Raw genomic sequence first — 25,630 nt, 5'->3', positions numbered from 1 at the left:
GATTCGGCCTTAGCTGCTGAGAGCACCCTTGTCGAACCCGCGTTCCAGTCCGTCCATATAGACATTCGTAGGAGGGCGGGAACCCTCCGTGCCACCTTCGGCGTGCGAATCCCACATGAATCGCGCAGTACCGTGGTGGCGAAACGCACGAGAGGGCGAAACGCGCTGCGCTCCGCCCTCTCCTTATTGCGTTACCGCACCTCGGCGAATCAGGCCTCGGCGGCTTCCTTGGCGGGAAGGATCACCTTGCCACCAGCCTTTTCAACGGCTTCCACAGCGCCCTTCGAGGCACCGGCAACGTTGAATTCGACCTTGGCGGTGAGTTCACCCTTGCCCAGGAGACGCACGCCGTCCTTGCCACCACGAGCAAGGTTAGCAGCCTTCAGAGCTGCGTGATCGACGGTGCCCGAGATGTCGAGCTTGCCGGCGTCGATCGCCTTCTGAATCATGCCCAGGTTCACTTCCGCGTAGTCCTTAGCGAACTTTGCGTTGGTGAAGCCGCGCTTCGGCAGGCGCATGTGAAGCGGCATCTGGCCGCCTTCGAAACCCTTGACGGCAACGCCCGAACGGCTCTTCTGGCCCTTCTGACCACGTGCGGAGGTCTTGCCCTTGCCCGAACCGATACCACGGCCGACACGCATGCGGCGGTGACGGGCACCGGCATTGTCACGGAGATCGTTAAGATTCATAATCTGCACTCGCTTTCGCTTTTCATCGCGCTGGATGGGAAGCGGGCCCCATAGGTGAAAGGCCCGGGACTGTCACCCCCTAATCGTGAACCGGCGCCTACTTGCCGAGACCGAAGACCAGCTTGGCATCACCTGACACCGTGGTCGCAAAAGCGTCTCGCGCGGGAGTCCAACGCACGACCTTCATCGCAACTTCACACAGTTCGGCATCGAATTCGGCCGAATTCGAGGCAGGTACCAGCTCGCAGCTGGTCGAATTGCCAGCCTCATCAATGGTAAACTGCAACTCATAGCGCGAGAAACGGCGCTGACGCAGAATCGGATCGTAGCGGTGCTTGATCTGGAAAAACGCACGATTGAAATCGGCCAGGCTCGCATCGTCGTAGCGCGGGTTCTGCCGCAGGCTGGCGAATTCCTCCTCGCTGACATACGAACGCAGCCGTCCGATCATATCCGTCCAGCGCATGAGGCGCGCGACTTGCAGGGGCGACTGGCGATCAATCGCGGTCTGGCAACGCGCCCCTGTCGGGCTGGCCCCGGCCTCGATCAGAACGTCCGCTGTACGCCAGCGCTGATAGGCGATGGCCCAGGCAAGCGGCGTGAGGCCGAACATGTCTGGCTTGTCGATGTCCTGCGGCCGCGCCTCGACAAGCCGACGCAACTGGCCGACGGCATTGTGGCGCGCAGCATAGCCCATCGTGTCCACCGCCTCGCCTGACTGGAGATCGGCAAAACCATAGGGCTGCGAAATCGGCTCGTCCGGCCGTATCTCGGGTTCGGGGCCCACATCCGAGACGGGGCGGCAGATATCACGATAGGGATAGTGCGGGTCGGCCATGAGGGCCGCATTGTACTGTCGCCCGAAAGCCGTGGCGGGAACATCAGCCCCCCTGCCCTCAGCCGCGGCAAGATCCGGCACAAACGCCAGCGCCCGGATTGACCAGGCCGCCGGACTGCCCAGAAGCCGGCACTGCGCGTTGTAGAGATCGAGCGAGACACCCTTCGGTGTCGTCGCCGCGGCAAGGCGAAAATCACCGCGCGCAATGGCGCTGGCTGCCTCCGCAGCGGCATCGGGACTCGCGCCTGAGGCCAGCGCCCTACGCAGAGCGATGTCTCCGGCACGCATTGATGCCAGCACCTTAGGATCTGCGCGAAAATCGTTGCACACGGCCACGGCCTCACCTTCAGGAACAAGGGCTCCGTCAGAACCAGGCTCATCCCCGCTGCACGCGCTCAGACCAAGCGCCAGCGCACCCGCCAGCGCGCACCGGCGCGACAACACCGAACCAAGCAGGCCACGTAACATCGATGCAGGCATTACCATCTGGAAGACATCCCGGAAGGACGAGTAGAAGGCGAGAGCGCATAGCACAGGTGCCCCTGAATGAAAGCTGCATCGCGCAGCTCCCCGCCAAACCCATGCGAAAAGGGCCCCGATGCAAAGCACCGGAGCCCTTTCAATTATCAGCTCGCTGCCCCCGGAGGAGCGGCAGCCAGGTCAGTCGACCACGGCCACCATGTGCGGGAGCTTGGCAATCGCTCCACGAACTTCGGGGGTGTCCTCGAGTTCGACAACCCGGTGCATCTTGCCGAGGCCCAGACCGATGAGGATCTTCTTCTGGCTCTCGGGGCGACGGATCGGCGAACCGATCTGCTTGATCTTGATCTTGGCCATTGTCGCTTACTCCACGATGGCTTCAGCTGCGGCTTCCGCCTCAGCTTCGGTCGCACCGCCACGACCCAGCAGGTCGGAGACCTTCTTGCCACGACGCTGAGCCACCGCCTTCGGCGAGGACTGGTCGGTCAGGGCGTCGAAGGTGGCGCGGATCATGTTGTACGGGTTCGAGGTGCCGACCGACTTGGTCACGACGTCAGCGACGCCCAGGCTCTCGAACACGGCGCGCATCGGACCGCCGGCGATGATGCCGGTACCGGCCGGAGCCGTACGGACATTGACGCGGCCCGCACCAAAGTGGCCCTTGCCGTCGTGATGAAGGGTACGCCCCTCCTTCAGAGCGACGCGGATCATCTTCTTCTTGGCCGAAGCGGTTGCCTTGGTGATCGCCTCGGGAACCTCGCGAGCCTTGGCATGGCCAAAGCCGACGCGACCCTTGCCGTCACCCACGACGACGAGTGCTGCGAAACCGAAGCGCTTACCGCCCTTGACGGTCTTCGAGACGCGGTTGATGTGAACCAGCTTCTCGATCAGCTCTTCGCCCTGCTCCTCGTCGTCGCGACGGCCACGACGGTCGTCACGACGGCCACGGCCACCGCGCTCGCCACGGCCACGGCCGCCACGACCACGACCGCCATCACGGCTCTCGCGCTGCTCCTGGGGAGCACCGCCCTGCGGGTTGTCAGCCGCGATAGGCTGCTCACTGCTGGTGGTGTTGGTGTTTTCGTCAGCCATGCTCAGAACTCCAGCCCGCCTTCGCGGGCGGCATCGGCCAGCGCCTTGACGCGACCATGATAGAGGAAGCCGCCGCGATCGAACACAACCGAAGTGATGCCCGCCTTCTTGGCGGCCTCGGCGAGTTCCTTGCCCACGCGGATGGCGGCATCGGTGTCAGCGCCCTTGCCGCCAAGCGTGTTGGCAGCAGTGACCGTACGGCCCTGCGCATCGTCGATGATCTGGGCGTAGATGTGACGTCCGGTGCGGTGCACCGAAAGACGCGGACGACCCGAAGCCGACGCGCGAAGGGCGGTGCGCACGCGCTGACGGCGGCGCTGGAAAAGGGAAAGCTTTGCCATTACTTCTTCTTCCCTTCCTTGCGGAAGATGTACTCGCCGCGGTACTTGATACCCTTGCCCTTGTAAGGCTCAGGCTTGCGCCAGCGACGAATCTCGGCCGCAATCTGGCCGACCTTCTGCTTGTCGATGCCCGAGATCTCGACGGTGGTGTTATCCGGCGCCTTGATCTCGATACCTTCGGGGATGTCGATGTCGACATCGTGCGAATAGCCGAGCTGCAGCTTGAGCTTCTTGCCCTGGACCTGTGCGCGGTAGCCGACGCCCTTGAGTTCAAGGACCTTCGAAAAACCTTCGGTCACGCCGCCAACGAGGTTGGCGACGAGCGTGCGCTGCATGCCCCAGTGGCTGCGAGCCACCTTCGACTGGTTGATCGGCGACACGCCAACAGAACCATCTTCGACGGTGTAGGTAACCTGGTCAGACACGCCCATTTCGAGCGTACCCTTAGGACCCTTGACGGTCAGCACGTTGCCTTCGAGCTTGGCAGTAACGCCGGCCGGAATAGCAACCGCCCTCTTACCAATGCGGCTCATCAGAACACCTCCGCCAGCACTTCGCCACCGACGTTGTCGGCACGTGCTTCGGCATCCGAGAGCACGCCCTTGGGCGTCGAGACGATGGTGATGCCAAGGCCATTGCGCACAACCGGGAGTTCCTTGGAACCCGAGTAGACACGGCGGCCAGGCTTGGAGACGCGAGCGATGTGCTTGATAGCAGGCTCGCCTTCGAAGTACTTCAGCTCGATGCGCAGCTGCGGATGGCCACCGGTGGTGTCATCGCTGTAACCGCGGATGTAGCCCTCACGTTGGAGAACCTCGAGCACGCGCGCACGCAGCTTGCTGGCGGGGGAAAGGACGGAGTCCTTCTTCGCCTGCTGGCCGTTGCGGATGCGGGTGAGCATATCACCCAGGGGATCGGTCATAGCCATTGCTTATGTATCCCTTACCAGCTCGACTTGGTCACGCCGGGGATCATGCCCTTGTTGGCAAGATCACGCAGCTCAACGCGGCACAGGCCGAACTTGCGGTAGTAACCACGCGGACGACCGGTCGTGGCGCAGCGGTTGCGAACCCGGGTGGGGTTGCCGTTGCGCGGGATCTCGGCCAGCTTCAGACGTGCGATGAGACGCTCGGTTTCGTCGAGCGAGGTGTCATCGGCAATCGCCTTAAGGCGTTCGTACTTACCAGCGTACTTCTTGACGAGCTTCTTACGACGCTCGTTCTTGTTCACGGAACTCAGTTTCGCCATGGACTTAAGCTCTCTTCCTCAGCGGCGGCTCACGCCGCCTCCTTCTCTTCCGCGGCTTCTTCAACCGGGAACGGGAAACCGAAAAGACGCAGCAGCTCGCGTGCTTCTTCGTCGGTCTTGGCGGTGGTGGTGACGATGATGTCCATGCCACGCACCTTCTCGATCTGATCGTAGCTGATCTCCGGGAAGATGATCTGCTCCTTCAGGCCCATCGCGTAGTTGCCGCGGCCATCGAACGACTTGGCGTTCAGACCACGAAAGTCACGGATGCGGGGCATCGCGATCGTGATGAGGCGATCGAGGAATTCATACATGCGTTCGCGGCGAAGGGTGACCTTGCAGCCAATCGGCATGCCTTCACGCAGCTTGAACTGCGCGATCGACTTGCGGGCCTTGGTGATTACGGGCTTCTGGCCGGCAATCTTTTCCATTTCGGCCGCGGCGGTCTGGACCTTCTTCTTGTCCTGGCTCGCCTCGCCCACGCCCATGTTGAGCGTGATCTTCTCGATCGAAGGCACTTCCATCACGTTCTTGTAGCCGAACTTTTCGGTCATCGCCTTAACGATTTCCGCATCGTACTTCGAACGCATACGCGGGGTATACTTATCAGCCATCGATGGTCTCCCCGGTCTTCACGGCCACACGGACCTTCTTGCCGTCCTTCTCTTCGAAGCGAACGCGGGTCGGCTTGCCGTCAACGGCAACCGCGACCTTGCTGATCGCCATCGGAGCCGGATTGCGCTCGATGCCGCCCTGCGGGTTCTGCTGGGTCGGCTTGCGGTGGCGGGTGGCGACGTTCACGCCCTCGACCAGGACCTTGCCGTCCTTGGGCATGACCTGGAGAACAGCGCCGGTGCGGCCCTTGTCCTTGCCCGACAGAACAACGACCTGGTCACCCTTCTTGATCTTCGCGGCAGCCATTACAGCACCTCCGGAGCAAGCGAGATGATCTTCATGAAGCCCTTGCCGCGAAGCTCGCGAACCACGGGGCCGAAGATACGGGTGCCGATCGGCTCCTCGCTCTTGTTGATGAGCACGGCAGCGTTGCTGTCGAAGCGGATGACGCTGCCGTCGGGACGACGAACGTCCTTACGAGTGCGCACGATGACAGCACGGTGCACGTCGCCCTTCTTGACGCGTGCACGCGGCTGCGCTTCCTTCACCGACACCACGATGATGTCACCGACGCCTGCGAAACGACGCTTCGAGCCACCCAGTACCTTGATGCACTGGACGCGCTTGGCGCCGCTGTTGTCCGCGACGTCGAGATTGGATTGCATCTGGATCATTGATCCGGTTCCTTCTCAACGGCTTGCCGGAACCAGTCCGGCAGTTCCAAAAAAGCTCCCCCGGCGGTTAAGCCGGGGGCATCTCAAATCAGTTGGCGGCCTCTACGTCGAGATTAGCCTCGATGGCAATACCCTTTCCGGCCTGCAACGTATCGAGAACCTTCCAGGTCTTCGACTTTGAGATCGGTTTGGTTTCCTCGATGCGGACGCGATCACCAATGTGGTACGCGTTCTCTTCGTCGTGGGCGGCGTACTTCTTCGAGCGACGGATGATCTTGCCGTAAAGCGGGTGCTTCACACGGCGCTCGACGAGCACGGTAACAGTCTTGTCGGTCTTGTCGGAAACGACGGTACCGATCAGAATACGCTTAGGCATCGTGTTTCCTCCTTACTTCGCCGCAGCCGAACGCTCAGCCTGGAGCGTCTTGATGCGGGCGATGTTGCGACGAACCTCCTTGATCCGGGCGGGGGCCTCGAGCTGGCTCGTGGCGGCCTGGAAACGGAGGTTGAACTGCTCGCGCTTCAGCGCAACCAGCTCTTCGGTGAGCTGGTCGTCGGTCTTGGCGCGGAAGTCTTCAGTCTTGTCAGCCATGAATTAACCCTCCAGGTGCGAGGTGTCGCCAAGACGGGCAACGACCTTGGTCTTGATGGGAAGCTTCATCGCAGCGCGGCTGAAAGCCTCAGCGGCGAGCGGGCCGGCAACGCCGTCCAGCTCGAACAGGATGCGGCCGGGCTTCACACGAGCGGCCCAGTATTCCACCGAACCCTTGCCCTTACCCTGACGGACTTCAGCAGGCTTCTTCGAAACCGGCACGTCAGGAAAGACGCGGATCCAGAGGCGACCCTGGCGCTTGATGTGACGCGTGATCGCGCGGCGAGCCGCTTCGATCTGGCGGGCGGTGATACGTTCCGGCTCGAGAGCCTTCAGGCCGTAGGAGCCAAAGTTCAGATCGGTGCCACCCTTGGCAGCGCCCTTGATCTTGCCCTTGAAAGCCTTGCGGAACTTGGTCTTTTTCGGTTGCAGCATGGTGCTTACTCTATCCTAAGCCTCAACGCGCCGGGCGAACGCCGGAGGTCTGAGCCTCCATCATAAGCCGGTCCTGCGCCGTCGGGTCGTGGCCCAGGATTTCACCCTTGAAGACCCAGACCTTGATGCCGATGATGCCATAGGCGGTCAGCGCCTCGGCTTCGGCATAGTCGATGTTCGCACGAAGAGTGTGAAGCGGCACGCGACCTTCGCGATACTGCTCGACACGCGCGATCTCAGCGCCGCCCAGACGGCCACCGCACATGATCTTGATGCCTTCGGCACCCAGACGCATGGCCGACTGCATCGCGCGCTTCATCGCACGGCGGAAGGCAACGCGGCGGATCAGCTGGTCCGCAATGCCCTGAGCGATCAGCTTCGCGTCAACTTCCGGCTTGCGGATTTCAACGATGTTCAGCTTCACTTCGCTCGAGGTCATGATCGAAAGCTTCTTGCGCAGCTTCTCAATGTCCGCGCCCTTCTTGCCGATGATCACACCGGGACGGGCCGCGTAGATCGAGATGCGGCACAGCTTGGCCGGACGCTCGATGACCACCTTCGAGATTGCAGCCTGGGGCGCGTTCTCGAGGATGAACTTGCGGATCTTGAGGTCTTCCTCAAGCAGCTTGCCGTAGTCCCGGCCTTCCGCAAACCAGCGGCTGTCCCAAGTACGGTTGATCTGCAGACGCAGACCGATCGGATTGCTCTTATGACCCATGGATCAGACCTCCTCGACTTCGCGAACGACGATCCGCAGACGTGAGAACGGCTTGAGGATCCGGGTGCTCTTGCCACGACCACGGGTGTGGAAGCGCTTCATGGTGATCGACTTGCCGACCGACGCCTCGGCGACGACCAGCGAGTCAACGTCGAGGTTGTGGTTGTTCTCCGCGTTGGCGATCGCCGAAGCGAGAACCTTGCGTGCGTCCACGGCCATGGCCTTCTTCGAGAAAGCGAGGATGTTCATCGCTTCCTCAGCCTTCTTGCCACGGATCAGGGCGGCAACGAGATTGAGCTTCTGCGCCGAACCACGGATCGTGGTGCCGACCGACAGGGCTTCCTTTTCGCCGACGCGGCGGGGTGCTGCCTGCTTGCTCATTAGCGCTTGCCCTTCTTGTCGGCAGCGTGACCCGGGAACGAACGCGTGGGCGCGAATTCACCGAACTTGTGGCCGACCATGTCCTCGTTGACCGAGACCGGGATGAACTTGTGCCCGTTGTAGACGTTGAACGTCAGACCAACGAACTGCGGAAGGATGGTGCTGCGACGCGACCAGGTCTTGATCGGACCAGCGCGGTTGCCGGCATCCTGCGCGACCTCGGCCTTCTTGAGAAGGTACAGGTCGACGAAGGGGCCTTTCCAGACGGAACGTGCCATCGTGTCTTACCTCTTCTTCTTGGCGTGGCGCGAACGGATGATCATCTTGTCCGTCTGCTTGTTGTTGCGAGTGCGGGCGCCCTTGGTCGGCTTGCCCCACGGAGTAACCGGATGACGGCCACCCGAGGTGCGACCTTCACCACCACCGTGCGGGTGATCGACCGGGTTCTTGGCAACACCACGCGTCAGCGGGCGACGGCCCATCCAGCGCTTGCGGCCTGCCTTGGCAAGGGTCTGGTTCTGGTTGTCGGGGTTCGACACCGCACCGACCGTACCCATGCAGTCGCCACGCAGGTAGCGCTGCTCGCCCGAGTTGAGGCGCACGATGACCAGGCCGCGGTCACGACCGACAACCTGAACGTAGGCACCGGCCGAACGGGCGATCTGGCCACCCTTGCCCGGCTTCATCTCGACGTTGTGGCAGATCGTGCCGACCGGCATCTGCGACAGGAGCATGGCGTTGCCCGGCTTCGTGTCGCACTTCTCGGCAGCGATGACCTTGTCGCCGGCAGCGAGACGCTGCGGAGCGATGATGTAGGCCTGTTCGCCATCCGCGTAGTTGATGAGCGCGATGAAGGCGGTGCGGTTGGGATCGTATTCGATCCGCTCGACGGTGCCTTCAACGTCCCACTTGCGACGCTTGAAGTCGATGTAGCGGTACTTCTGCTTGTGACCACCAGCGATGCCACGCGAAGTGACATGACCCTTGTTGTTGCGGCCACCGGTCTTGCGCTTGCCTTCGGTCAGAGCCTTGACAGGCTTGCCCTTCCACAGCGCCGACTTGTCGACTAGGACCAGGCCGCGGCGGGCGGGGCTGGTCGGGTTGTAATGCTTGAGTGCCATCGGATCAGCCCTGTACGCCTTCGGTGATGTCAATCGGCTGCTGACCTTCGGCCAGCGTGACAATCGCCTTCTTCACGTCGCTGCGGCGGTAATCCTTACCGCGCCAGCGCTTGGTCTTGCCCTTGGTCACCAGCGTGTTGACGCTCTTGACCTTGCGGTCGAACAGCGCCTCGACGGCAGCCTTGATCTCGGGCTTGGTCGCATCGCCGGCCACCTTGAAGACGACCGCGTTGTTCTCAGAGAGAAGCGTCGCCTTTTCGGTGATGTGCGGTGCAAGGATCACGTCGTAGTGACGGATTTCTGCAGCGGTCTTAGCCATTGAAGCGCGCCTCCAGCTTTTCGACAGCGGCGCGGGTAAGCACCAGCGTGTCGTGCTTCAGGATGTCGTAGACGTTCGCGCCCTGGGCGGGGAGAACGTTCACGCCGATGAGGTTGCGAGCGGCCTTGGCGAAGTTGTCGTTGACGGCTTCACCGTCGATCACGAGCACCTTCTTGCCGAAGTTCGCCTTGGCGAGCTGACCGGCGAGAACCTTGGTCTTGGCGTCGGCAACGTCGAGGGTGTCGACAATGACGAGACCAGCCTTGGCTTTCGAGGACAGAGCCATCTTGAGACCCAGCGCACGCAGCTTCTTGTTCAGCGACTGGCCGAACTCGCGGCGACGGGCACCGTGGGCCTTACCACCGCCGATGAAGACGGGAGCTGCACGGTCACCGTGACGAGCCGTGCCGCCGCCCTTCTGGCGACCCCACTTCTTGCCGGTGCGTGCCACGTCCGAACGTTCGCGGGTAGCGCGGGCGATGCCGCGGCGGTTTTCCATCTGCCACGTCACGACACGGTGCAGGATGTCCGCGCGCGGCTCGAGGCCGAACACGTCGTCCGACAGCTCGATGTCGCCGTTGCTGGCGGAACCGTCGATATTGAGGACCTGAACCTTCACGACTTAGCCCTCCTGGCCTTCGGTCGCTTCGACAGCCGCGGTGTCTTCCGCGGGGGTGTCAGCAGCCGAATCGTTGCTGTTGGCGGCCGTCTTGAGGCCGGCGGGGTACGGAGCCTCGGCGTGACGGGCGACCTTGACGGCGTCCGAAACGGTGAGCCAGGCATTCTTCGCGCCGGGGACCGAGCCCTTAACGAAGATCAGGCCGCGCTCGTCGTCCACACGGACGATCTCGAGGTTCTGCTGGGTGCGCTGACGGTCGCCCATGTGGCCGGCCATCTTCTTGTTCTTGAACACCTTGCCCGGATCCTGACGGTTACCCGTCGAACCGTGCGAACGGTGCGAGAGCGACACACCGTGGGTAGCGCGCAGACCGCCGAAGCCCCAACGCTTCATGGCGCCTGCAAAGCCCTTGCCCTGGGTGTGGCCGGCAACGTCGACGAGCTGGCCGGGCACGAAGTGCGAGGCCGCGATGGTCGAGCCGACTTCGAGCAGCGCGTCGTCGGCAACGCGGAACTCGGCAACGCGCATCTTGAGCGAAACTTCTGCCTTGGCAAAGTGCTCGCGCTGCGGCTTGGCAACGTTCTTCTGCTTGGCTTCGCCGGCACCGAGCTGAACCGCGACGTAGCCGTCACGATCGTTGGTGCGGACCGAAACCACCTGGCAATCTTCCAGCGCCAGAACGGTCACGGGCACGTGCCGGCCGTCCTCCTGGAAAAGGCGGGTCATCCCGACTTTCTTGGCGATCACGCCAGTACGCATGATCTGTCTCCTCAACAGAGGCCTGCCCGGGCCCATCCCGAACAGGCGTGTCCAGCCCAAAGATGTGATGCATGCCCCGTCCGGGCTGGAATGTTCCCTGCTCAAGGCCCGAATGGCCCGGCGGAAACGAGACGGGGGACGCATTCCCAGCTCAATCCCGAAGGATGGAACCAGAGGTATCCCTTGTGTCCTCTCGGGCCGGTGGCTCTGGAGGCTCTGTCTCTGCACGTTTTGCCGCGCAAAGCCGATCTCTGTGGATCGACAAGGTTATCTGAACCCGAAGGTCCGAATTTCGCCCGATCGTTTAGCGTCCGATCAGAAAGACGGACGGGGTCACCTGAGGCGACCCCGAGCTGGATCAGGCCAGCTTGATCTCGACGTTCACGCCGGCCGCGAGGTCCAGCTTCATCAGAGCGTCGACGGTGGCAGCGTTCGGCTGCACGATGTCAAGCAGACGCTTGTACGTGCGAACTTCGAACTGCTCACGCGACTTCTTGTCGATGTGCGGACCGCGGTTCACGGTGAACTTCTCAATCTTCGTCGGCAGCGGAATGGGGCCCCGAATGAGCGCGCCAGTGCGGCGAGCCGTGTCAGCGATTTCGCCAGTCGCCTGGTCGAGCACGCGGTGGTCAAACGCCTTGAGGCGAATGCGGATGTTCTGAGCTTCCATGTACCTGCTACCGATGAGAAAGAGCCAAAGGGCGCGAAGCCCTGTTAAATTCGAGCCGCGCAACTACACGCTGATGCGCAGTCTAGCAAGCCCTGATTTGCGATTTTCTGCGCCCTGCCCGGCCCGTATCCAACAAGGCCATGGCGGCGCACGATTCTATCACGGGCAAGCCCCGCCGTGAAGCGATCACACCAGGCCCACTCCGGCAGCCCGACCATCCGCTCACGAAGCCTCAAGAGCCCCGCGCGACTCGCAGCCACAGCGCCACAAACGCGAAGGCCCGGCCCTGCTTGCGCAGGACCGGGCCAATCACCTTAGTCGTCAAAGACCTGCGGATTAGGCAGTGATCTTGGCAACGACACCCGAGCCGACGGTGCGGCCGCCTTCGCGGATCGCGAAGCGCAGACCTTCGTCCATGGCGATCGGTGCGATCAGCTTGACCGAGATGGTCACGTTGTCGCCCGGCATCACCATTTCTGTGCCCTCGGGAAGGATCACTTCGCCGGTGACGTCGGTGGTGCGGAAGTAGAACTGCGGACGGTAGTTCGCGAAGAACGGGGTGTGACGGCCACCTTCGTCCTTCGAGAGCACGTAGACCTCAGCCGAGAACTCGGTGTGCGGGGTCACAGTGCCCGGCTTGGCGAGAACCTGGCCACGCTCGACGTCGTCGCGCTTCAGGCCACGGATCAGGGCGCCGATGTTGTCGCCAGCTTCGCCCTGGTCGAGCAGCTTGCGGAACATTTCCACGCCGGTGACGGTGGTCTTCTGGGTGTCGCGGATGCCGACGATCTCGACTTCTTCGCCAACCTTGATGATGCCGGTTTCGACGCGGCCGGTGACAACCGTACCACGACCCGAGATCGAGAAGACGTCTTCGACGGGCATCAGGAACGACTGGTCGGTCGGACGCGGCGGCTGCGGGATGTAGTCGTCAACAGCCTGCATCAGCTCGAGGATCTGGTTCTTGCCGATTTCGTCGTCACGGCCTTCGAGAGCGGCCAGAGCCGAGCCCTTGACGATGGGAATATCGTCGCCCGGGAAGTCGTACGAGGAGAGAAGCTCACGGACTTCCATTTCGACGAGCTCGAGGAGCTCTTCGTCGTCGACCTGGTCAACCTTGTTGAGGAACACGACGAGAGCCGGAACGCCAACCTGACGGGCGAGCAGGATGTGCTCACGGGTCTGGGGCATCGGGCCGTCAGCAGCATTCACCACGAGGATGGCGCCGTCCATCTGAGCGGCACCGGTGATCATGTTCTTGACGTAGTCAGCGTGACCCGGGCAGTCGACGTGCGCGTAGTGACGGTTGGCGGTCTCGTACTCGACGTGTGCGGTCGAGATGGTGATGCCGCGCTCGCGCTCTTCGGGAGCCTTGTCGATGTTGGCGAAATCGACGGCTTCACCGAAGCCGGCTTCTGCCAGAACCTTGGTGATCGCCGCGGTGAGGGTGGTCTTGCCATGGTCGACGTGACCGATGGTGCCGATGTTGCAGTGCGGCTTGTTCCGCTCGAATTTTGCCTTGGCCATCTTACAAACCTTCTTTCACAATGAACTTGAATCTGGGGAATTCGAGGCGGCTCCCACAGAATCGCAGGCGCCGCCCCTAGAACCATTCTTGCCCTTAAGCAAGCTTCTCCTTCACTTCCGCCGCGACGTTGGCCGGAACCTCGTCGTAGTGGCTGAAGATCATCGAGTACTGAGCGCGTCCCTGGGTGAACGAACGCAGCTGGTTCACGTAGCCGAACATGTTGGCGAGCGGCACGTTGGCCTCGACAACCTGGGCGTTACCACGGCTGTCGGTGCCCTGGATCTGACCACGGCGGCTGTTCATGTCGCCGATAACGTCGCCCATGAACTCTTCCGGGGTCACAACCTCGACCTTCATGATCGGCTCGAGGATCTTGATGCCCGACTTCTGCGCGGCTTCGCGCATGCAGCCACGGCCGGCGATTTCGAAGGCCAAGGCCGACGAGTCAACGTCGTGGTACTTACCGTCGACGAGCTCGATGTCGAAGTCGACGATCGGGAAGCCGATGAGCGCGCCGGTGTCGGCGGTCTCACGCATGCCCTTCTCAACCGACGGGATGTATTCGCGCGGGATGTTGCCGCCCTTCACCGAGTCGATGAAGTTGATGCCGGCGCCGCGCTCACCCGGGGTGAGCTTGACCTTCACTTCTGCGAACTGACCCGAACCACCCGACTGCTTCTTGTGGGTGTAGACCAGCTCGACGGGCTTGCCGAGGTATTCGCGGTAGGCGACCTGCGGTGCGCCGACGTTGGCCTCGACCTTGAACTCGCGCTTCATGCGGTCGACGATGATGTCGAGGTGAAGCTCGCCCATGCCCTTGATGATGGTCTGGCCCGATTCGTGGTCGGTCGAGACACGGAAGCTGGGATCCTCGGCAGCCAGGCGTGACAGGGCGAGGCCCATCTTTTCCTGGTCGGCCTTGGTCTTGGGCTCCACCGACAGCTCGATGACCGGCTCGGGGAATTCCATGCGCTCGAGGATGATCGGAGCCTTCTCGGCGCACAGCGTGTCACCGGTAGTGGTCTCCTTCAGACCCGCGACAGCCACGATGTCACCGGCATAGGCCATGTCGATGTCTTCGCGGTTGTTCGAGTGCATGAGCAGCATGCGACCGATCTTTTCCTTCTTGTCCTTCACCGAGTTCAGGTACGAACCCTTCTGGAGGATGCCGGAGTAGATGCGGCAGAACGTGAGCGAGCCGACGAACGGGTCGTTCATAATCTTGAATGCGAGAGCCGAGAACGGAGCTTCGTCGCTCGAGGGGCGGGTCTGCTCTTCCTCGCTGTCGGGCAGCACGCCCTTGATTGCGGGAACGTCGATCGGGCTCGGCATGTAGTCGACAACGGCGTCGAGCAGGGGCTGCACGCCCTTGTTCTTGAACGCCGAACCGCACAGCACGGGCACGAAGGCGCGCTCGAGCGTACCCTTGCGGATCAGCTTCTTGAGCGTGTCGACGTCGGGCTCGGTGCCTTCGAGGTAGGCTTCCATGACATCGTCGTCCTGCTCGACGGCGGTCTCAAGAAGCTTCTCGCGGTATTCCGCAGCCTTGTCGGCCAGGTCAGCCGGAATCTCACCGTAGCTGAACGAAGCGCCGAGGCCGTCGTTTTCCCAGACGATCGAGCGCATCTTGACGAGGTCGACGACGCCCGAGAGGTCAGCTTCCGCGCCGATCGGCAGGGTCAGGACCAGCGGGGTCGCGCCGAGACGGTCGATGATCGACTGAACGCAGTAGTAGAAGTCAGCGCCGGTACGGTCGAGCTTGTTAACGAAGCACATGCGCGGAACGCCGTACTTGTCAGCCTGACGCCACACGGTTTCCGACTGCGGCTCAACGCCGGCAACGCCGTCGAACACGGCAACCGCGCCGTCGAGCACGCGCAGCGAACGCTCGACTTCAATGGTGAAGTCAACGTGGCCCGGAGTGTCGATGATGTTGATGCGGTGCTCTTCACCTTCGCCGTCCTGCGCCTTCCACATGGTGGTGGTGGCAGCCGAGGTGATGGTGATGCCGCGTTCCTGCTCCTGCTCCATCCAGTCCATGGTAGCGGCGCCGTCGTGCACTTCGCCGATCTTGTAGGACTTGCCGGTGTAGTAGAGGATACGCTCGGTCGTGGTGGTCTTGCCGGCGTCGATGTGCGCCATGATACCGATATTGCGGTAGCGTTCGATCGGATGGCTACGTGCCATGGTGCGGATTCCTTAGCAGGAGGGTTTGGAGGCGGATGCGGGCCCAAATAAACCCGTGCCTCCTGAATTGAAAGTGTGACGCGCCCATGACGCCGCCGAAACGGTGCCAAGGCGCGCCACGAAGCGTCTTACCAGCGGTAGTGCGAGAAGGCGCGGTTCGCGTCCGCCATGCGGTGCGTGTCTTCGCGCTTCTTCACGGCGTTGCCGCGGTTGTTGGCCGCATCCATGAGCTCACCCGAAAGGCGCGCCGACATGGTGGTCTCGGGACGGCCGCGCGCGGCCGAGATGAGCCAGCGGATGGCAAGAGCCTGGGCGCGCTCGGGGCGCACTTCGACGGGGACCTGGTAGGTCGCACCACCGACGCGGCGGCTGCGGACCTCGATCTGCGGCTTCACGTTGTTCAGGGCATCGTGGAACAGCTGGACCGGATCGGCCTTGGCGCGGGTTTCCATGGTGTCGAGCGCGCCATAGACGATACGCTCGGCAGCCGACTTCTTGCCGTCGTACATGAGGTTGTTCATGAACTTCGACAGGACCAGATCACCAAACTTCGGATCCGGCAGGATTTCCCGCTTCTCGGGACGACGACGACGTGACATCGTTTTGAATTCCTTGTTCTTGCGGCCGGGCACCGAAGCGCATCACCGACCGTGAAATATCATGTAGCGACGCTCAAGGGCGCCGCTGCCGGATCACTTGGGGCGCTTCGCGCCGTACTTCGAGCGCGACTGCTTGCGATCCTTGACGCCCTGCGTGTCGAGCACGCCGCGCAGGATGTGGTAACGCACACCGGGAAGGTCGCGCACACGGCCGCCGCGGATAAGCACAACCGAGTGCTCCTGCAGGTTGTGACCTTCGCCCGGGATGTACGAAATGACTTCACGGCTGTTGGTGAGGCGCACCTTGGCGACCTTGCGAAGTGCCGAGTTCGGCTTCTTCGGGGTCGTGGTGTACACGCGGGTGCAGACGCCACGCTTCTGCGGGTTCTGCTCCATGGCCGGGACCTTGGACTTGGCCTTCTGCGGCTCGCGACCCTTGCGGATCAGCTGGTTGATAGTGGGCATCTATACTCTTCTTTCAAATGGGAGTGCGATGGATCCGGCCCGCTCCATGGTGCGAAACCCGACCACGGGACGGACCCCTCGCACCCCGGGCCTCAGGGCCGATGCCAAGCTGGAATGGAAGAGTGCAAGCGCGCCGCGCGGATCCCGGCAAACTGCACACAAGCCTCAAAACCGAGGCACATGCACGTCACGCCGCATCCAGCGCGAGCCGAAAAACACTCCACCCGGCCCAGTCGGCGCCGGATTACTCTGCTCGCGGGCTTCGCGGCGTCTCCGGACCGAATCGGACCAGGAGGCAACCCAAAGGATCGCGGCTTCCACCATCAAGAGGCTGGAAAGCCACCGAAAACCACGTACGAGCAGTGTTCAGCTCTATGCTGTTCCGCCGAAGCATGTCCGGAGGAGATGCGAGCCCTTACGCAAAAGCAGTGGTTGGGTCAAGGACCCGCGCCTTGCTGCGCCTCACAGGAAAGCGAGTCCGGCTCCATGCCGGGCCGTAGCGCAGACGCAGCCAACCACGTTGCATCCTGGCGCCGCTGAATACCTGCGCCGTTGGCACGGCGTATACATAACGCACATCGTCAGGATGACTGAACATGGCCCACATCCACCATCGATAAACACGTATAATCGGAAGTTTATCGAATTCTTTACAAATGGAGAATTAACCACGCGACCGAAGTCAAGCCGGAGTCTCCATGCATGGCGTTGCTGCCGCACCTGAAACGTCTGATCGCTGAGCCCGACGGCAACACGATGCTGATCGTGGCGGCCGCCCTCTTGCCCCTTATCGCGATCATCGGTGGCGGGCTCGACATGAGCGTAGCCTACCTTGTGCGCGGCAAGCTTCAGAACGCCTGTGACGCGGGCGTTCTCGCCGGACGCCAGATCATGGAAGGTTCGCGCTGGAACCGGACCGCCGAAGACGAAGCCGATCGCTTCTTTGACTTCAATTTCGAAGAAGGCCTTCTGGGCACACGCGAGGTCGCCTTCGAAGCCAGGCCCAACGCCGACGACACGAACGAGATTCTTGGCACCGCGCACGCGACCGTGCCGATGTCGCTCATGCGCATCTTCGGATACCAGCAGACCGAGGTAACGGTCGACTGCAACGCCAAGCGCGACATGGGCCACAACGATGTCATGCTCGTACTCGACGTCACCGGCTCGATGAACAATGCGCCCAGCTCGGGTGGCTCTACCAAGATCCTCCGCCTGCGCTCGGGAGCGATGGGGCTCTACCGCGCCCTCGACGAGGACAACGGCTCTGTCACGCGTTTTGGCATTATGCCCTATTCGCACACGGTGAACGTGGGACGTTCGCTGATGAACAAGGATATCCTCAAGGAGCAGCCTTACGTCCACGTCGGGCGCGTGTGCTACGGGAATGGCAGGAACCAGAGTTGCTACAACCGACTGGAAACCAAGTGGGTCGATATCAACGAGTCCTCCTGGAACATCGGCCGTGGCGGTGGCGACACCGGCGGCAACACGCAGAACTTCCGCACCAGCGGCGACGGCTGCATCGAAGAGCGTCCCTCGATCGGCAACACGCTCGATCCCTTCGAGATCGAGACCCGCGTGACGCGTGAGGACATCGATACCCGCGCTGGCAACGCGGGTAACCAGCCCGAGCTCCAGTTCGGCCGCTACGATCCCGGCGTACAGGAGATGGAAGATCAGCATGGCTGTCCTTCCGAGGCGACGACCTTGCGCGAATACAGCTCGGAAAGCCGTTTCCAGACGGCCGTCAACGATGCAACCGCGCGTGTCACGGGTGGCACCTATCACGACATCGGCATGCTCTGGGGCGTGCGCTTCATCTCGCGCACCGGCTTCTTCGCCAGCGACAATCCGCTTGAGCGCGACGACGTGCCCGTGCGCCAGCACATCGTGTTCATGACCGATGGCCGGCTCGATACCGACGCGGGCAACGGGGGCCACAACCTCTATTCCGCCTATGGCCTGCAATACTATCAGGAGCGCGTCCGGGGCTCGGGCGCGATGCGCGACCGGCATATCTCCCGGTTCGAATCGGCTTGCACGGTCGCCAAGTCGATGGGCATCACCATATGGGTCATCGCGCTCGACGTAACGGACACCGACGACATCGAGTCCTGCGCGACGAGTTCCTCCCAGTTCTACACCAGCGACGGCTCGGACATGGAACAGATATTCGAAGACATTGGCCGCGGCATCGGCAACCTGAGGCTGACGCGATGACGTTTGCTCCCCTTCTGCGCCGCCTGAGGCGGGACCGGAGCGGCGTCACCGCCGTGGAGTTCGCACTTCTCATTGGCCCGCTCATGGTGCTCCTGACCGGAGCTTTCGACCTCGGTTACCAGTCCTACGTGCTGTCGGTTCTCCAGGGCACGCTCTCGGATGCCGCACGGCGCGCCTCGGTGGAAGAGCCTGAGTTCATGACCGAGGGGGACACGACCGAAGAGCGCGTGGCCGCACAGATCCGCCAGCAGCTTGCCAGCGTAGCCCCCGGTGCCAATCCGCAAGTCACGATCAAGAACTATTACGACTTCAGCGGCATCGGGAATGCCGAGAAGCTGATGACCGACGTCAACGGCAACGGCCGCTTCGATTATGACGACGGCGACTGCTGGCTCGACACCAACGGCAACGGCGAATACGATCTCGATGCTGGCCGCGGCGGCATCGGAGGCGCGAACGACATCGCCTTCTATGAAGCCACGATAGAGGTTGATCGCCTGCTTCCCATCCATCTTTTCACAGACGCCGACGCAGCCGTTTCCCTCACCGCGAAGAGCGCCTTCCGAAACCAGCCCTACAGCGCCCAGGCCGTACCGCCGGTCCTGTGCGGGGAGCGGCGCTGATGAGCCCCCTGCCCACCCGCCTGCGGGAACTGGAAACCGATGAGAGCGGCGTCGCGATCATTGAATTCGCGCTTATCGCGCCGCTCTTCCTGATGGTCCTTTGCACCGGCCTCGAACTTGCCAACTACGCCCGCGCGCAACTTCGCGTGAGCGAGATCGCCATGAGTGTCGCTGACAACGCAGGCCGCGTCATGGGCGGGATTGACGAGGCCAATGTCCAGGAGGTCTTCGCCGGAGCCGCCTCCATCGGTGAGAGCATCGATTTCGAGGCGAATGGCCGCATCGTCCTCTCCTCGCTGGAGAGCAACGGCCGCAATGGCCGCAGTGCCGGTCAGATGATCCGCTGGCAGCGCTGCTGGGGCGATGGTAACTTCGAGCCCGCCTATGGCACGCAGGGCACAGGCCGCACCAATGACGCGCTGGCGCAGGGCATGGGCCGCAACGGGCATCGCATTGCCGCGTCCTCGAACACCGCGATCATGTTCGTGGAAGCCAGTTACGCGTACCAGCCGCTGATCGTCGCCGCCTTGTTCAATCCCGGCACGATCCGGTACGAAAGCGCCTTCAATGTGCGCGGGCGGCAGAACCAGGAACTGAGCAACGCACAAGGCCTGACCGTTGCCCACTGCGACTGATACCAACCTGCGCTGAGGCTGACTCATTTGGGGATTCCCACCGGGGCGAAAGTCTGAGTCAATAGCGTCCTGCTTCAGGTGGACGCGATAGTGGGGCGAGCGGTTGCATTGCGGGAGGATGATGCCGGGACGCCCCCTTTTTGTCTTTTCAGGCTCTATCGGGCCTGGCTATCACGCCATGGCGGCGGCTGCTTCCCGGCTTGAGGTCATCTTGCTCACCACAAAGATGGCAAGCGTAGAAGCGATGACGCCCGGAATGATTTCGTAGACACCGGGTCCGCCCAGGAAGCTCGCGTTCCATTCCATGGCGATCCAGAAGATCACGACCAGTGCGCCCACAATGAGGCCCGAGACTGCGCCTGCTCCCGACATGCCGCGCCAGGTCAACGCGAGCAGGATCATCGGACCGAACGCCGCGCCGAAACCGGCCCAGGCGTTTGAAACAAGCTGGAGCACCTCGCTCTCGGGATCGCCAGCGATGGCGATGGCCGCCAGCGAGACGATAAGGACCGCCACGCGACCCACGTTCACGATCTCGCGCTCCGATGCGTCCTTGCGCAGGAACAGGCGGTAGAAGTCCTCTGCCAGCGAACTGGAGGAGACCAGCAGCTGCGAGGAGATCGTGCTCATGATCGCAGCCAGGAGCGCGGCGAGCAGGAACCCGGTGATGAGCGGGTGGAAGAGCAGGTGCGCCAGCGCGATGAAGATCGTTTCAGGATCATCGAGCGGAATGCCGTTGCGCTGCATGTAGGCGCGGCCCGCAAGGCCCACGCCCAGCGCGCCGATCAGCGAGACCAGCATCCAGCCCATACCGATGTTGCGCGCAACCTTGACGTCCTCGACACTGCGCACGGCCATGAAGCGCACGATGATGTGCGGCTGTCCGAAGTAGCCCAGCCCCCATGTCACCGCCGAAAGCCAGCCGATGAAGGTCAGGCCGTGGGTAAGGCTGAGGAAGTTGGGATCGATTTCGGTCAACGTCACTTCCATCTGGGCAAAGCCATCGCCCTGCCCACCCCAGAGCACCACGACGGGCATCAGGATCAGTGCGACGACCATGATGCAGCCCTGGCAGAAGTCGGTGAGCGAGACGGCCAGGAAGCCGCCGATCATCGTGTAGGCCAGCACCACGCCCGCGGTCATCCAGATCCCGAACATGTAGTCGCTCATGCCGACATCGCCGAAGAGCCCGGCAAAGCTGGTGACGAAGAGCTTGCCGCCGCCGACGAGACCGGCCGCTGTATAGACGGTGAAGAAGACGACGATGATGACCGCCGACACCACGCGCAGCAGCGTTGCCTTGTCAGGGAAGCGATTGGCAAGGAATTCGGGAATGGTCAGGGCGTTTCCGTAGGAGACCGTCTGCTCGCGCAGGCGCGGTGCAACGACCACCCAGTTCACCAGCGCGCCCAGGAAAAGGCCAATGCCAATCCAGGCTTCAACCAGCCCCGAGGCGTAGAGCGCGCCCGGCAAGCCCATGAGGAGCCAGCCCGACATGTCCGAAGCCCCGGCGGAGAGCGCCGCGACTGCCGGGTGCAGGTTGCGCCCGCCCAGCAGGTAGCCTTCAGAATCCTCGGTGGACTTCTTCCAAGCATAGAGACCGATGCCAAGCATCAGGACAAAGTAGAGGGTTAACGATATCAAGGTTCCTGTCTGCATAAGCCGAGGACATAGCCACCCGAGTCGCAAAACCCAAGGCGTGCAGGGGAGAAAGCCCGAAATTGACAGGATTGCATCGTGGCAGATGACGATGCTTGCCAGATCAGACCTACCCGCGACATATCCTTAGGCCGCACATACAATGCGTTTCATCGCGGTCCTTGCGAATTTTCCAGTTTCCGCTCGGAACTTGGCGCAAGCGCAAGCGCGAACCAATCGCAATAATGCCGAAACTTTGCCAATTTGATCGACATGATCGATCACACTTATCTGCCCTCCCCGTTTGGACCTGCCCGCGCAGGGGCCTACTCTCCCTTGCGTGCGCTGAAACCAGCGCCGCGTTCGTCGCAACAGGTGGAGAGGCTCCATGCCCAAGAACACAAAGATGATCCTTCGCGCCGCCCTTCTGGGTAGCGCGCTCACTCTTCTTGTCTCGCAAGGCGCGTCCGCAGCGGTCGAGAACGAAACCGTGATGGAAGAGGACACTTCGGTCCGCACCAAGATTCACGGCATGACCAACGAGGACTGGTGGCCCCAGCGTCTCGACCTCGCCCAACTTCGCCAGCACGAGGCGATGTCCAACCCCTACGGCGCCGACTTCGACTACGCCGCCGAATTTGCCAGCCTCGACCTCGCTGCGGTCAAGGAGGACATCCGCAAGGTCCTCACCACCTCCCAGCCCTGGTGGCCCGCGGACTACGGACACTATGGCCCCTTCTTCATTCGCATGGCCTGGCACTCGGCAGGAACCTACCGCGTGGGCGACGGCCGGGGCGGTTCGGATGGCGGCGAGCAGCGCTTCGATCCCCTGAACTCCTGGCCCGACAATGTCAGCCTCGACAAGGCCCGCCGCCTCGTCTGGCCGATCAAGCAGAAGTACGGCCGCAAGCTCTCGTGGGGTGACCTCATGGTGCTGTCGGGCACGGTGGCACTGGAAGACATGGGCTTCAAGACGCTCGGCTTTGCCGGGGGGCGCGTCGATGCCTGGCAGCCCGACCTCGTCTACTGGGGGCCGGAAACCGAGATGATGGGCTCCAAGCGCTACACCAAGGACGGCAAGCTGCAGAAGTCACTCGCGGCGACCACGATGGGCCTCATCTACGTCAACCCGGAAGGTCCGGGCGGCAACCACGATCCGGTTTCGGCCGCGCAGGCCATCCGCGTTGCCTTCGGCCAGATGGCCATGGACGACGAGGAAACGCTGGCGCTCATCGCGGGAGGGCACACCTTCGGCAAGGCGCATGGCGCGCACAAGCCCGAGGACTGCCTGGGTGACGAGCCCACCGCGGCGGGCGTCGAACAGCAGGGCCTTGGCTGGACGAATACATGCGGCAAGGGCAACGCCGAGGACACGCTGACCTCGGGCCTTGAAGGTGCCTGGTCGGCCGCCCCCACTAGGTTCACCACCCAGTACATCGACAACTTGCTCAATTTCGAGTGGAAGACGACCAAGAGCCCAGCCGGTGCCACCCAGTGGGTCCCGACCGACCCGGCCGCCGCCAGCCTCGTCCCCGACGCCCACGTAGAGGGCAAGTTCCATGCACCGATCATGTTTACCACCGACATCGCCCTCAAGCGCGATCCGAGATTCCGCGCGGTACTCGAACGCTGGCAGCAGGACCCGAGCCTCTTCGCCAAAGCCTTCGCGCGCGCCTGGTTCAAGCTGACCCACCGTGACCTCGGCCCCGAGGCCCGCTACCTAGGCGCCGACGTGCCGGGTGAAACCTTCGTGTGGCAAGACCCGCTGCCCGAGCCCAGTTTTGCCCCGCTCAGCGACACGCAGGCCGATGCGCTCAAGTCGACGATCCTCTCTTCAGGCCTCACCGTACCCGAGCTCGTGCGCACCGCCTGGGCCTCCGCCGCGACGTACCGGGGCACCGACATGCGCGGCGGCGCGAACGGCGGGCGCCTGCGGCTCAATCCGCAGACCTCGTGGGCGGTCAACGATCCGGCCGAACTGAAGATGGTACTGGGTCAGTTGGAAAAGATCCGCGCGAGCGCGGCCGATGCAGGCTCACCGATCTCAATGGCCGACCTCATCGTACTGGGCGGCGCTGCCGCGATCGAAAAGGCCGCCAGCGACGCCGGACACCCAGTCAAGGTGCCCTTCACGCCCGGCCGTGTCGATGCCACGCAGGACATGACCGACGTGGCGTCCTTCGCCTACCTTGAGCCCAAGGCCGACGCCTTCCGCAACTATTACAGCGAAGGCGCCAACTACGCGCCCGCCGATGCCATGGTCGACAAGGCCGACATGCTGGGCCTAACCGTTCCCGAAATGACCGTCCTTGTTGGCGGCATGCGCGTGCTGGGCGCCAACGCAAGCGGGTCTGCGGCGGGGATCTTGACCAGCCGCCCCGGCCAGCTCACCAACGACTTCTTCGTCAACCTGCTGACGATGGACACCGTCTGGTCGAAGTCGGCCACCCCCGGCCTCTACGAAGGCAAGGACCGCGCTAGCGGCCAGGCCAGGTGGACCGCCACCCCGGTGGACCTGATCTACGGCTCCAACTCGGAGCTGCGCGCGGTCTCGGAAGTCTACGCTTCGTCCGATGCACAGGACCTGTTCGTGTCCGACTTCGTCGCGGCTTGGACCAAGGTGATGAACGCGGACCGCTACTGATTGCGTGTGGGCGGCGGGCAGATACCCCCGCCGCCCACCCTTTTTCACCGAACCGATGCGGCGTCCACACAATCAACCTGACGTGTGCATACAAAAAATGCTTCACAATAGCGCACAAGATGCAAACGAATGCGTCCTCGCAAATGTGGGGATCCGGTCCGCATGCACGCACCGGGCAGTGCGAGGTCACACCTCACGAACATCTTGAACAAGAGGAGCCTCGCAACTACGACGCCCGACCTTGTTCTTCCAAGCTGTTCGGGAACCTTTTCAATGCGCTATCTTGCCCGCCTGCTTCTCCATGCCGGTCTTGCCTGCCCCCTGCTGCTGGCAACTGCCCCGGCGTCCGCGCAGTTCGGAGACGTCTTCGGTGCGATCAAGAACGAAGTCGAGCGGCAGGTCCGGAGCACCGGCGGCAACGCTTCGAACCCACAGAACAGCGCCACAGGCGGTCAGAGCCTGCAGATCAACAAAGGCTTTGCCTTCACCCCCGGCAGCCGTACCATCGTCAAGACCGACTTTGCGGACGCACCACTCGGCACGATGCCCGACACCTGGAAAACCAACGGATCCGGCGCCGTCGTCTCGGTCGGCGGGATCGCGGGCACCTGGCTCAAGCTCCAGCCCTTCTCCACCTACAAGCTGAACGATGGCAAGGCCCTGCCCGAAAGCTTCACGGTCGAGTTCGACGTCCTCACCGCAGCGGACACCGCGCGCGATGCGGGCGGGTTCTACTTTGGCTTCGCGCGCGACAACAGCGTGGCGGACTACATCATGAACGCGCACAACCATGGCGGCATCGCAGCAGTCAACGTGAACTATGCAGGCAGCACCAGCGTCGCCAGCAGCGCGACCGATTACTACCACGCCGAGCGCCTCGACCTGCGCCACTACGCCAACCGCGTCATGCATATCTCAATTGCGGTCGAGGGCGAAATGCTGCGGGTCTACCTCGATGACCAGAAGATCGCCGACACCCGCGCCTTCACAGGCAAGCTTCCGCACTACTTCTTCATCAGCGCCCCCACCCGTACGCGGAACAACGCCCAGTTGCTGTTCGGCAACTTTCGCGCCGCGAACTAGTGGATTGATCGGAACAGATGATTCCGTTTTCGGGATTCCCTTGAACGGGGGGACATGCGAAGATGGCGCATGCGAACGGGCATCCAGATTGAGGTTACAGGACCGGACACCAAGCGGCTCGAAGCGATTGTCGCAGCGCGTAGTTCTCCTCAAAAGCATGTTTGGCGGGCGCGGATCATTCTGCTGACGGCTCAAGGGCTAGGAACGCAGGCGATCATGGAGGCGACTGGCAAATCCAAGCCGTGCGTGTGGCGCTGGCAGGAACGGTACATGGCCGAAGGCGTGGATGGGCTGCTGCGCGACAAGACCCGACCTCCGGGGATCGCGCCTCTCGATGCGGCTTTGGTCGACAAGGTCGTTGCGCTGACGCTGGAACCACCCAGCCATGAGGCCACCCATTGGACGGTGCGGGCG

General features: G+C 62.6%; 33 protein-coding genes. 6 read left to right on the top strand and 27 right to left on the bottom strand.

Annotation, left to right across the window (positions count from 1 at the left end):
• Nucleotides 1-209 precede the first annotated feature (209 nt).
• From rplO to rpsL, 26 genes are all read right to left on the bottom strand, one after another.
• The gene (gene rplO, locus FMM79_RS11355; protein ID WP_148627603.1) at nt 210-689 is read right to left on the bottom strand and encodes a 50S ribosomal protein L15; all 480 of its coding nucleotides are present in this window, start codon (nt 687-689) and stop codon (nt 210-212) included.
• 97 nt (nt 690-786) lie between these two features.
• Entirely contained in the window at nt 787-1,815 is a 1,029-nt protein-coding gene (locus tag FMM79_RS11350) for an ankyrin repeat domain-containing protein (protein ID WP_240339120.1), read from the bottom strand.
• A gap of 372 nt (nt 1,816-2,187) precedes the next feature.
• The gene (gene rpmD / locus FMM79_RS11345; protein ID WP_148627602.1) at nt 2,188-2,364 is read right to left on the bottom strand and encodes a 50S ribosomal protein L30; all 177 of its coding nucleotides are present in this window, start codon (nt 2,362-2,364) and stop codon (nt 2,188-2,190) included.
• Nucleotides 2,365-2,370: 6 nt separating this feature from the next.
• Complete coding sequence (gene rpsE / locus FMM79_RS11340) at nt 2,371-3,099, bottom strand: 30S ribosomal protein S5 (RefSeq protein WP_148627601.1); 729 nt, start codon at nt 3,097-3,099, stop codon at nt 2,371-2,373.
• Between the two features lie 2 nt (nt 3,100-3,101).
• Nucleotides 3,102-3,440, bottom strand: coding sequence for a 50S ribosomal protein L18 (gene rplR, locus FMM79_RS11335; RefSeq protein ID WP_148627600.1), 339 nt, complete (start codon nt 3,438-3,440; stop codon nt 3,102-3,104).
• A complete protein-coding gene (rplF, locus tag FMM79_RS11330; protein WP_148627599.1) occupies nt 3,440-3,973 on the bottom strand; it encodes a 50S ribosomal protein L6 in 534 nt (177 codons plus the stop codon). The genes rplR and rplF overlap by 1 nt, the downstream gene beginning before the upstream one ends.
• Nucleotides 3,973-4,368: a 30S ribosomal protein S8 gene (gene rpsH, locus FMM79_RS11325; protein WP_148627598.1), complete on the bottom strand. Its 396-nt coding sequence runs from the start codon at nt 4,366-4,368 to the stop codon at nt 3,973-3,975. The genes rplF and rpsH overlap by 1 nt, the downstream gene beginning before the upstream one ends.
• A gap of 14 nt (nt 4,369-4,382) precedes the next feature.
• Nucleotides 4,383-4,688 (bottom strand): 30S ribosomal protein S14, encoded by a 306-nt coding sequence (rpsN, locus tag FMM79_RS11320; RefSeq protein ID WP_039388068.1) that lies wholly within the window; start codon nt 4,686-4,688, stop codon nt 4,383-4,385.
• A gap of 29 nt (nt 4,689-4,717) precedes the next feature.
• Nucleotides 4,718-5,302 carry a 50S ribosomal protein L5 gene (gene rplE / locus FMM79_RS11315; RefSeq protein WP_039388070.1) on the bottom strand — a complete coding sequence of 195 codons (585 nt, stop codon included), beginning with the start codon at nt 5,300-5,302 and terminating at the stop codon, nt 4,718-4,720.
• Nucleotides 5,295-5,609, bottom strand: a complete 315-nt coding sequence (gene rplX / locus FMM79_RS11310; RefSeq protein ID WP_148627597.1) for a 50S ribosomal protein L24 — start codon at nt 5,607-5,609, stop codon at nt 5,295-5,297. The genes rplE and rplX overlap by 8 nt, the downstream gene beginning before the upstream one ends.
• Complete coding sequence (rplN, locus tag FMM79_RS11305; RefSeq protein WP_039388073.1) at nt 5,609-5,977, bottom strand: 50S ribosomal protein L14; 369 nt, start codon at nt 5,975-5,977, stop codon at nt 5,609-5,611. Before rplN ends, rplX begins: the two co-directional genes overlap by 1 nt.
• Before the next feature lie 88 nt (nt 5,978-6,065).
• A complete protein-coding gene (gene rpsQ, locus FMM79_RS11300; RefSeq protein WP_039388075.1) occupies nt 6,066-6,353 on the bottom strand; it encodes a 30S ribosomal protein S17 in 288 nt (95 codons plus the stop codon).
• Nucleotides 6,354-6,365: 12 nt separating this feature from the next.
• On the bottom strand, nt 6,366-6,569 hold the full coding sequence (gene rpmC / locus FMM79_RS11295) for a 50S ribosomal protein L29 (RefSeq protein ID WP_148627596.1): 204 nt from the start codon (nt 6,567-6,569) through the stop codon (nt 6,366-6,368).
• Between the two features lie 3 nt (nt 6,570-6,572).
• A complete protein-coding gene (gene rplP / locus FMM79_RS11290; RefSeq protein ID WP_148627595.1) occupies nt 6,573-7,004 on the bottom strand; it encodes a 50S ribosomal protein L16 in 432 nt (143 codons plus the stop codon).
• A gap of 22 nt (nt 7,005-7,026) precedes the next feature.
• The gene (gene rpsC / locus FMM79_RS11285) at nt 7,027-7,722 is read right to left on the bottom strand and encodes a 30S ribosomal protein S3 (protein WP_148627594.1); all 696 of its coding nucleotides are present in this window, start codon (nt 7,720-7,722) and stop codon (nt 7,027-7,029) included.
• Nucleotides 7,723-7,725: 3 nt separating this feature from the next.
• Entirely contained in the window at nt 7,726-8,103 is a 378-nt protein-coding gene (rplV, locus tag FMM79_RS11280; RefSeq protein WP_148627593.1) for a 50S ribosomal protein L22, read from the bottom strand.
• On the bottom strand, nt 8,103-8,381 hold the full coding sequence (gene rpsS, locus FMM79_RS11275) for a 30S ribosomal protein S19 (RefSeq protein WP_039388086.1): 279 nt from the start codon (nt 8,379-8,381) through the stop codon (nt 8,103-8,105). The genes rplV and rpsS overlap by 1 nt, the downstream gene beginning before the upstream one ends.
• A gap of 6 nt (nt 8,382-8,387) precedes the next feature.
• The gene (gene rplB, locus FMM79_RS11270) at nt 8,388-9,224 is read right to left on the bottom strand and encodes a 50S ribosomal protein L2 (RefSeq protein ID WP_148627592.1); all 837 of its coding nucleotides are present in this window, start codon (nt 9,222-9,224) and stop codon (nt 8,388-8,390) included.
• A 4-nt stretch (nt 9,225-9,228) separates the two neighbouring features.
• On the bottom strand, nt 9,229-9,543 hold the full coding sequence (locus FMM79_RS11265) for a 50S ribosomal protein L23 (RefSeq protein ID WP_039388089.1): 315 nt from the start codon (nt 9,541-9,543) through the stop codon (nt 9,229-9,231).
• The gene (gene rplD, locus FMM79_RS11260; protein WP_148627591.1) at nt 9,536-10,162 is read right to left on the bottom strand and encodes a 50S ribosomal protein L4; all 627 of its coding nucleotides are present in this window, start codon (nt 10,160-10,162) and stop codon (nt 9,536-9,538) included. Before rplD ends, FMM79_RS11265 begins: the two co-directional genes overlap by 8 nt.
• A gap of 3 nt (nt 10,163-10,165) precedes the next feature.
• Nucleotides 10,166-10,921: a 50S ribosomal protein L3 gene (gene rplC, locus FMM79_RS11255; protein ID WP_039388091.1), complete on the bottom strand. Its 756-nt coding sequence runs from the start codon at nt 10,919-10,921 to the stop codon at nt 10,166-10,168.
• 358 nt (nt 10,922-11,279) lie between these two features.
• Nucleotides 11,280-11,591: a 30S ribosomal protein S10 gene (gene rpsJ, locus FMM79_RS11250; RefSeq protein WP_007011873.1), complete on the bottom strand. Its 312-nt coding sequence runs from the start codon at nt 11,589-11,591 to the stop codon at nt 11,280-11,282.
• Between the two features lie 336 nt (nt 11,592-11,927).
• Nucleotides 11,928-13,118, bottom strand: a complete 1,191-nt coding sequence (tuf, locus tag FMM79_RS11245; RefSeq protein WP_039388092.1) for an elongation factor Tu — start codon at nt 13,116-13,118, stop codon at nt 11,928-11,930.
• Between the two features lie 94 nt (nt 13,119-13,212).
• A complete protein-coding gene (gene fusA, locus FMM79_RS11240) occupies nt 13,213-15,306 on the bottom strand; it encodes an elongation factor G (RefSeq protein ID WP_148627590.1) in 2,094 nt (697 codons plus the stop codon).
• A 128-nt stretch (nt 15,307-15,434) separates the two neighbouring features.
• A complete protein-coding gene (gene rpsG, locus FMM79_RS11235; RefSeq protein ID WP_039388094.1) occupies nt 15,435-15,905 on the bottom strand; it encodes a 30S ribosomal protein S7 in 471 nt (156 codons plus the stop codon).
• A gap of 93 nt (nt 15,906-15,998) precedes the next feature.
• Complete coding sequence (rpsL, locus tag FMM79_RS11230) at nt 15,999-16,370, bottom strand: 30S ribosomal protein S12 (RefSeq protein ID WP_007682177.1); 372 nt, start codon at nt 16,368-16,370, stop codon at nt 15,999-16,001.
• 702 nt (nt 16,371-17,072) lie between these two features.
• Between rpsL and FMM79_RS11225 the strand changes: the two genes are divergently transcribed.
• The 3 genes from FMM79_RS11225 to FMM79_RS11215 are packed head-to-tail and all read left to right on the top strand — an operon-like array spanning nt 17,073 to nt 19,851.
• Complete coding sequence (locus tag FMM79_RS11225) at nt 17,073-18,593, top strand: Tad domain-containing protein (protein WP_148627589.1); 1,521 nt, start codon at nt 17,073-17,075, stop codon at nt 18,591-18,593.
• Complete coding sequence (locus FMM79_RS11220) at nt 18,590-19,216, top strand: TadE/TadG family type IV pilus assembly protein (RefSeq protein ID WP_162528493.1); 627 nt, start codon at nt 18,590-18,592, stop codon at nt 19,214-19,216. The genes FMM79_RS11225 and FMM79_RS11220 overlap by 4 nt, the downstream gene beginning before the upstream one ends.
• Nucleotides 19,216-19,851, top strand: coding sequence for a TadE/TadG family type IV pilus assembly protein (locus FMM79_RS11215; protein ID WP_148627587.1), 636 nt, complete (start codon nt 19,216-19,218; stop codon nt 19,849-19,851). Before FMM79_RS11220 ends, FMM79_RS11215 begins: the two co-directional genes overlap by 1 nt.
• A gap of 171 nt (nt 19,852-20,022) precedes the next feature.
• On the opposite strand, the gene putP is transcribed toward FMM79_RS11215, so the two are convergent.
• Nucleotides 20,023-21,510 (bottom strand): sodium/proline symporter PutP, encoded by a 1,488-nt coding sequence (putP, locus tag FMM79_RS11210; RefSeq protein WP_148627586.1) that lies wholly within the window; start codon nt 21,508-21,510, stop codon nt 20,023-20,025.
• 472 nt (nt 21,511-21,982) lie between these two features.
• Between putP and katG the strand changes: the two genes are divergently transcribed.
• The 3 genes from katG to FMM79_RS11195 form a co-directional block, all read left to right on the top strand.
• Nucleotides 21,983-24,133 carry a catalase/peroxidase HPI gene (gene katG, locus FMM79_RS11205; protein WP_205466637.1) on the top strand — a complete coding sequence of 717 codons (2,151 nt, stop codon included), beginning with the start codon at nt 21,983-21,985 and terminating at the stop codon, nt 24,131-24,133.
• Between the two features lie 273 nt (nt 24,134-24,406).
• Nucleotides 24,407-25,216, top strand: coding sequence for a hypothetical protein (locus tag FMM79_RS11200; protein ID WP_148627585.1), 810 nt, complete (start codon nt 24,407-24,409; stop codon nt 25,214-25,216).
• A gap of 69 nt (nt 25,217-25,285) precedes the next feature.
• Nucleotides 25,286-25,630, top strand: a 345-nt coding sequence (locus FMM79_RS11195) for a helix-turn-helix domain-containing protein (protein WP_148627151.1), incomplete at its 3' end; no start/stop codon positions are given.

This window comes from Novosphingobium sp. BW1 (assembly GCF_008107685.1).
Taxonomy (GTDB): Bacteria; Pseudomonadota; Alphaproteobacteria; order Sphingomonadales; family Sphingomonadaceae; genus Novosphingobium.
The sequence above is the reverse complement of the archived record's forward strand: the minus strand, read 5'-3'. Positions and strand labels throughout refer to the sequence as shown.

Coding starts and splice junctions, on each gene's coding strand:
- rplO (WP_148627603.1), bottom strand. CDS start 689: ATGAATCTTAACGATCTCCGTGACAATGCCGGTGCCCGTCACCGCCGC.
- FMM79_RS11350 (WP_240339120.1), bottom strand. CDS start 1,815: ATGCGTGCCGGAGACATCGCTCTGCGTAGGGCGCTGGCCTCAGGCGCG.
- rpmD (WP_148627602.1), bottom strand. CDS start 2,364: ATGGCCAAGATCAAGATCAAGCAGATCGGTTCGCCGATCCGTCGCCCC.
- rpsE (WP_148627601.1), bottom strand. CDS start 3,099: ATGGCTGACGAAAACACCAACACCACCAGCAGTGAGCAGCCTATCGCG.
- rplR (WP_148627600.1), bottom strand. CDS start 3,440: ATGGCAAAGCTTTCCCTTTTCCAGCGCCGCCGTCAGCGCGTGCGCACC.
- rplF (WP_148627599.1), bottom strand. CDS start 3,973: ATGAGCCGCATTGGTAAGAGGGCGGTTGCTATTCCGGCCGGCGTTACT.
- rpsH (WP_148627598.1), bottom strand. CDS start 4,368: ATGGCTATGACCGATCCCCTGGGTGATATGCTCACCCGCATCCGCAAC.
- rpsN (WP_039388068.1), bottom strand. CDS start 4,688: ATGGCGAAACTGAGTTCCGTGAACAAGAACGAGCGTCGTAAGAAGCTC.
- rplE (WP_039388070.1), bottom strand. CDS start 5,302: ATGGCTGATAAGTATACCCCGCGTATGCGTTCGAAGTACGATGCGGAA.
- rplX (WP_148627597.1), bottom strand. CDS start 5,609: ATGGCTGCCGCGAAGATCAAGAAGGGTGACCAGGTCGTTGTTCTGTCG.
- rplN (WP_039388073.1), bottom strand. CDS start 5,977: ATGATCCAGATGCAATCCAATCTCGACGTCGCGGACAACAGCGGCGCC.
- rpsQ (WP_039388075.1), bottom strand. CDS start 6,353: ATGCCTAAGCGTATTCTGATCGGTACCGTCGTTTCCGACAAGACCGAC.
- rpmC (WP_148627596.1), bottom strand. CDS start 6,569: ATGGCTGACAAGACTGAAGACTTCCGCGCCAAGACCGACGACCAGCTC.
- rplP (WP_148627595.1), bottom strand. CDS start 7,004: ATGCTGCAACCGAAAAAGACCAAGTTCCGCAAGGCTTTCAAGGGCAAG.
- rpsC (WP_148627594.1), bottom strand. CDS start 7,722: ATGGGTCATAAGAGCAATCCGATCGGTCTGCGTCTGCAGATCAACCGT.
- rplV (WP_148627593.1), bottom strand. CDS start 8,103: ATGAGCAAGCAGGCAGCACCCCGCCGCGTCGGCGAAAAGGAAGCCCTG.
- rpsS (WP_039388086.1), bottom strand. CDS start 8,381: ATGGCACGTTCCGTCTGGAAAGGCCCCTTCGTCGACCTGTACCTTCTC.
- rplB (WP_148627592.1), bottom strand. CDS start 9,224: ATGGCACTCAAGCATTACAACCCGACCAGCCCCGCCCGCCGCGGCCTG.
- FMM79_RS11265 (WP_039388089.1), bottom strand. CDS start 9,543: ATGGCTAAGACCGCTGCAGAAATCCGTCACTACGACGTGATCCTTGCA.
- rplC (WP_039388091.1), bottom strand. CDS start 10,921: ATGCGTACTGGCGTGATCGCCAAGAAAGTCGGGATGACCCGCCTTTTC.
- rpsJ (WP_007011873.1), bottom strand. CDS start 11,591: ATGGAAGCTCAGAACATCCGCATTCGCCTCAAGGCGTTTGACCACCGC.
- tuf (WP_039388092.1), bottom strand. CDS start 13,118: ATGGCCAAGGCAAAATTCGAGCGGAACAAGCCGCACTGCAACATCGGC.
- fusA (WP_148627590.1), bottom strand. CDS start 15,306: ATGGCACGTAGCCATCCGATCGAACGCTACCGCAATATCGGTATCATG.
- rpsG (WP_039388094.1), bottom strand. CDS start 15,905: ATGTCACGTCGTCGTCGTCCCGAGAAGCGGGAAATCCTGCCGGATCCG.
- rpsL (WP_007682177.1), bottom strand. CDS start 16,370: ATGCCCACTATCAACCAGCTGATCCGCAAGGGTCGCGAGCCGCAGAAG.
- FMM79_RS11225 (WP_148627589.1), top strand. CDS start 17,073: ATGGCGTTGCTGCCGCACCTGAAACGTCTGATCGCTGAGCCCGACGGC.
- FMM79_RS11220 (WP_162528493.1), top strand. CDS start 18,590: ATGACGTTTGCTCCCCTTCTGCGCCGCCTGAGGCGGGACCGGAGCGGC.
- FMM79_RS11215 (WP_148627587.1), top strand. CDS start 19,216: ATGAGCCCCCTGCCCACCCGCCTGCGGGAACTGGAAACCGATGAGAGC.
- putP (WP_148627586.1), bottom strand. CDS start 21,510: ATGCAGACAGGAACCTTGATATCGTTAACCCTCTACTTTGTCCTGATG.
- katG (WP_205466637.1), top strand. CDS start 21,983: ATGGAAGAGGACACTTCGGTCCGCACCAAGATTCACGGCATGACCAAC.
- FMM79_RS11200 (WP_148627585.1), top strand. CDS start 24,407: ATGCGCTATCTTGCCCGCCTGCTTCTCCATGCCGGTCTTGCCTGCCCC.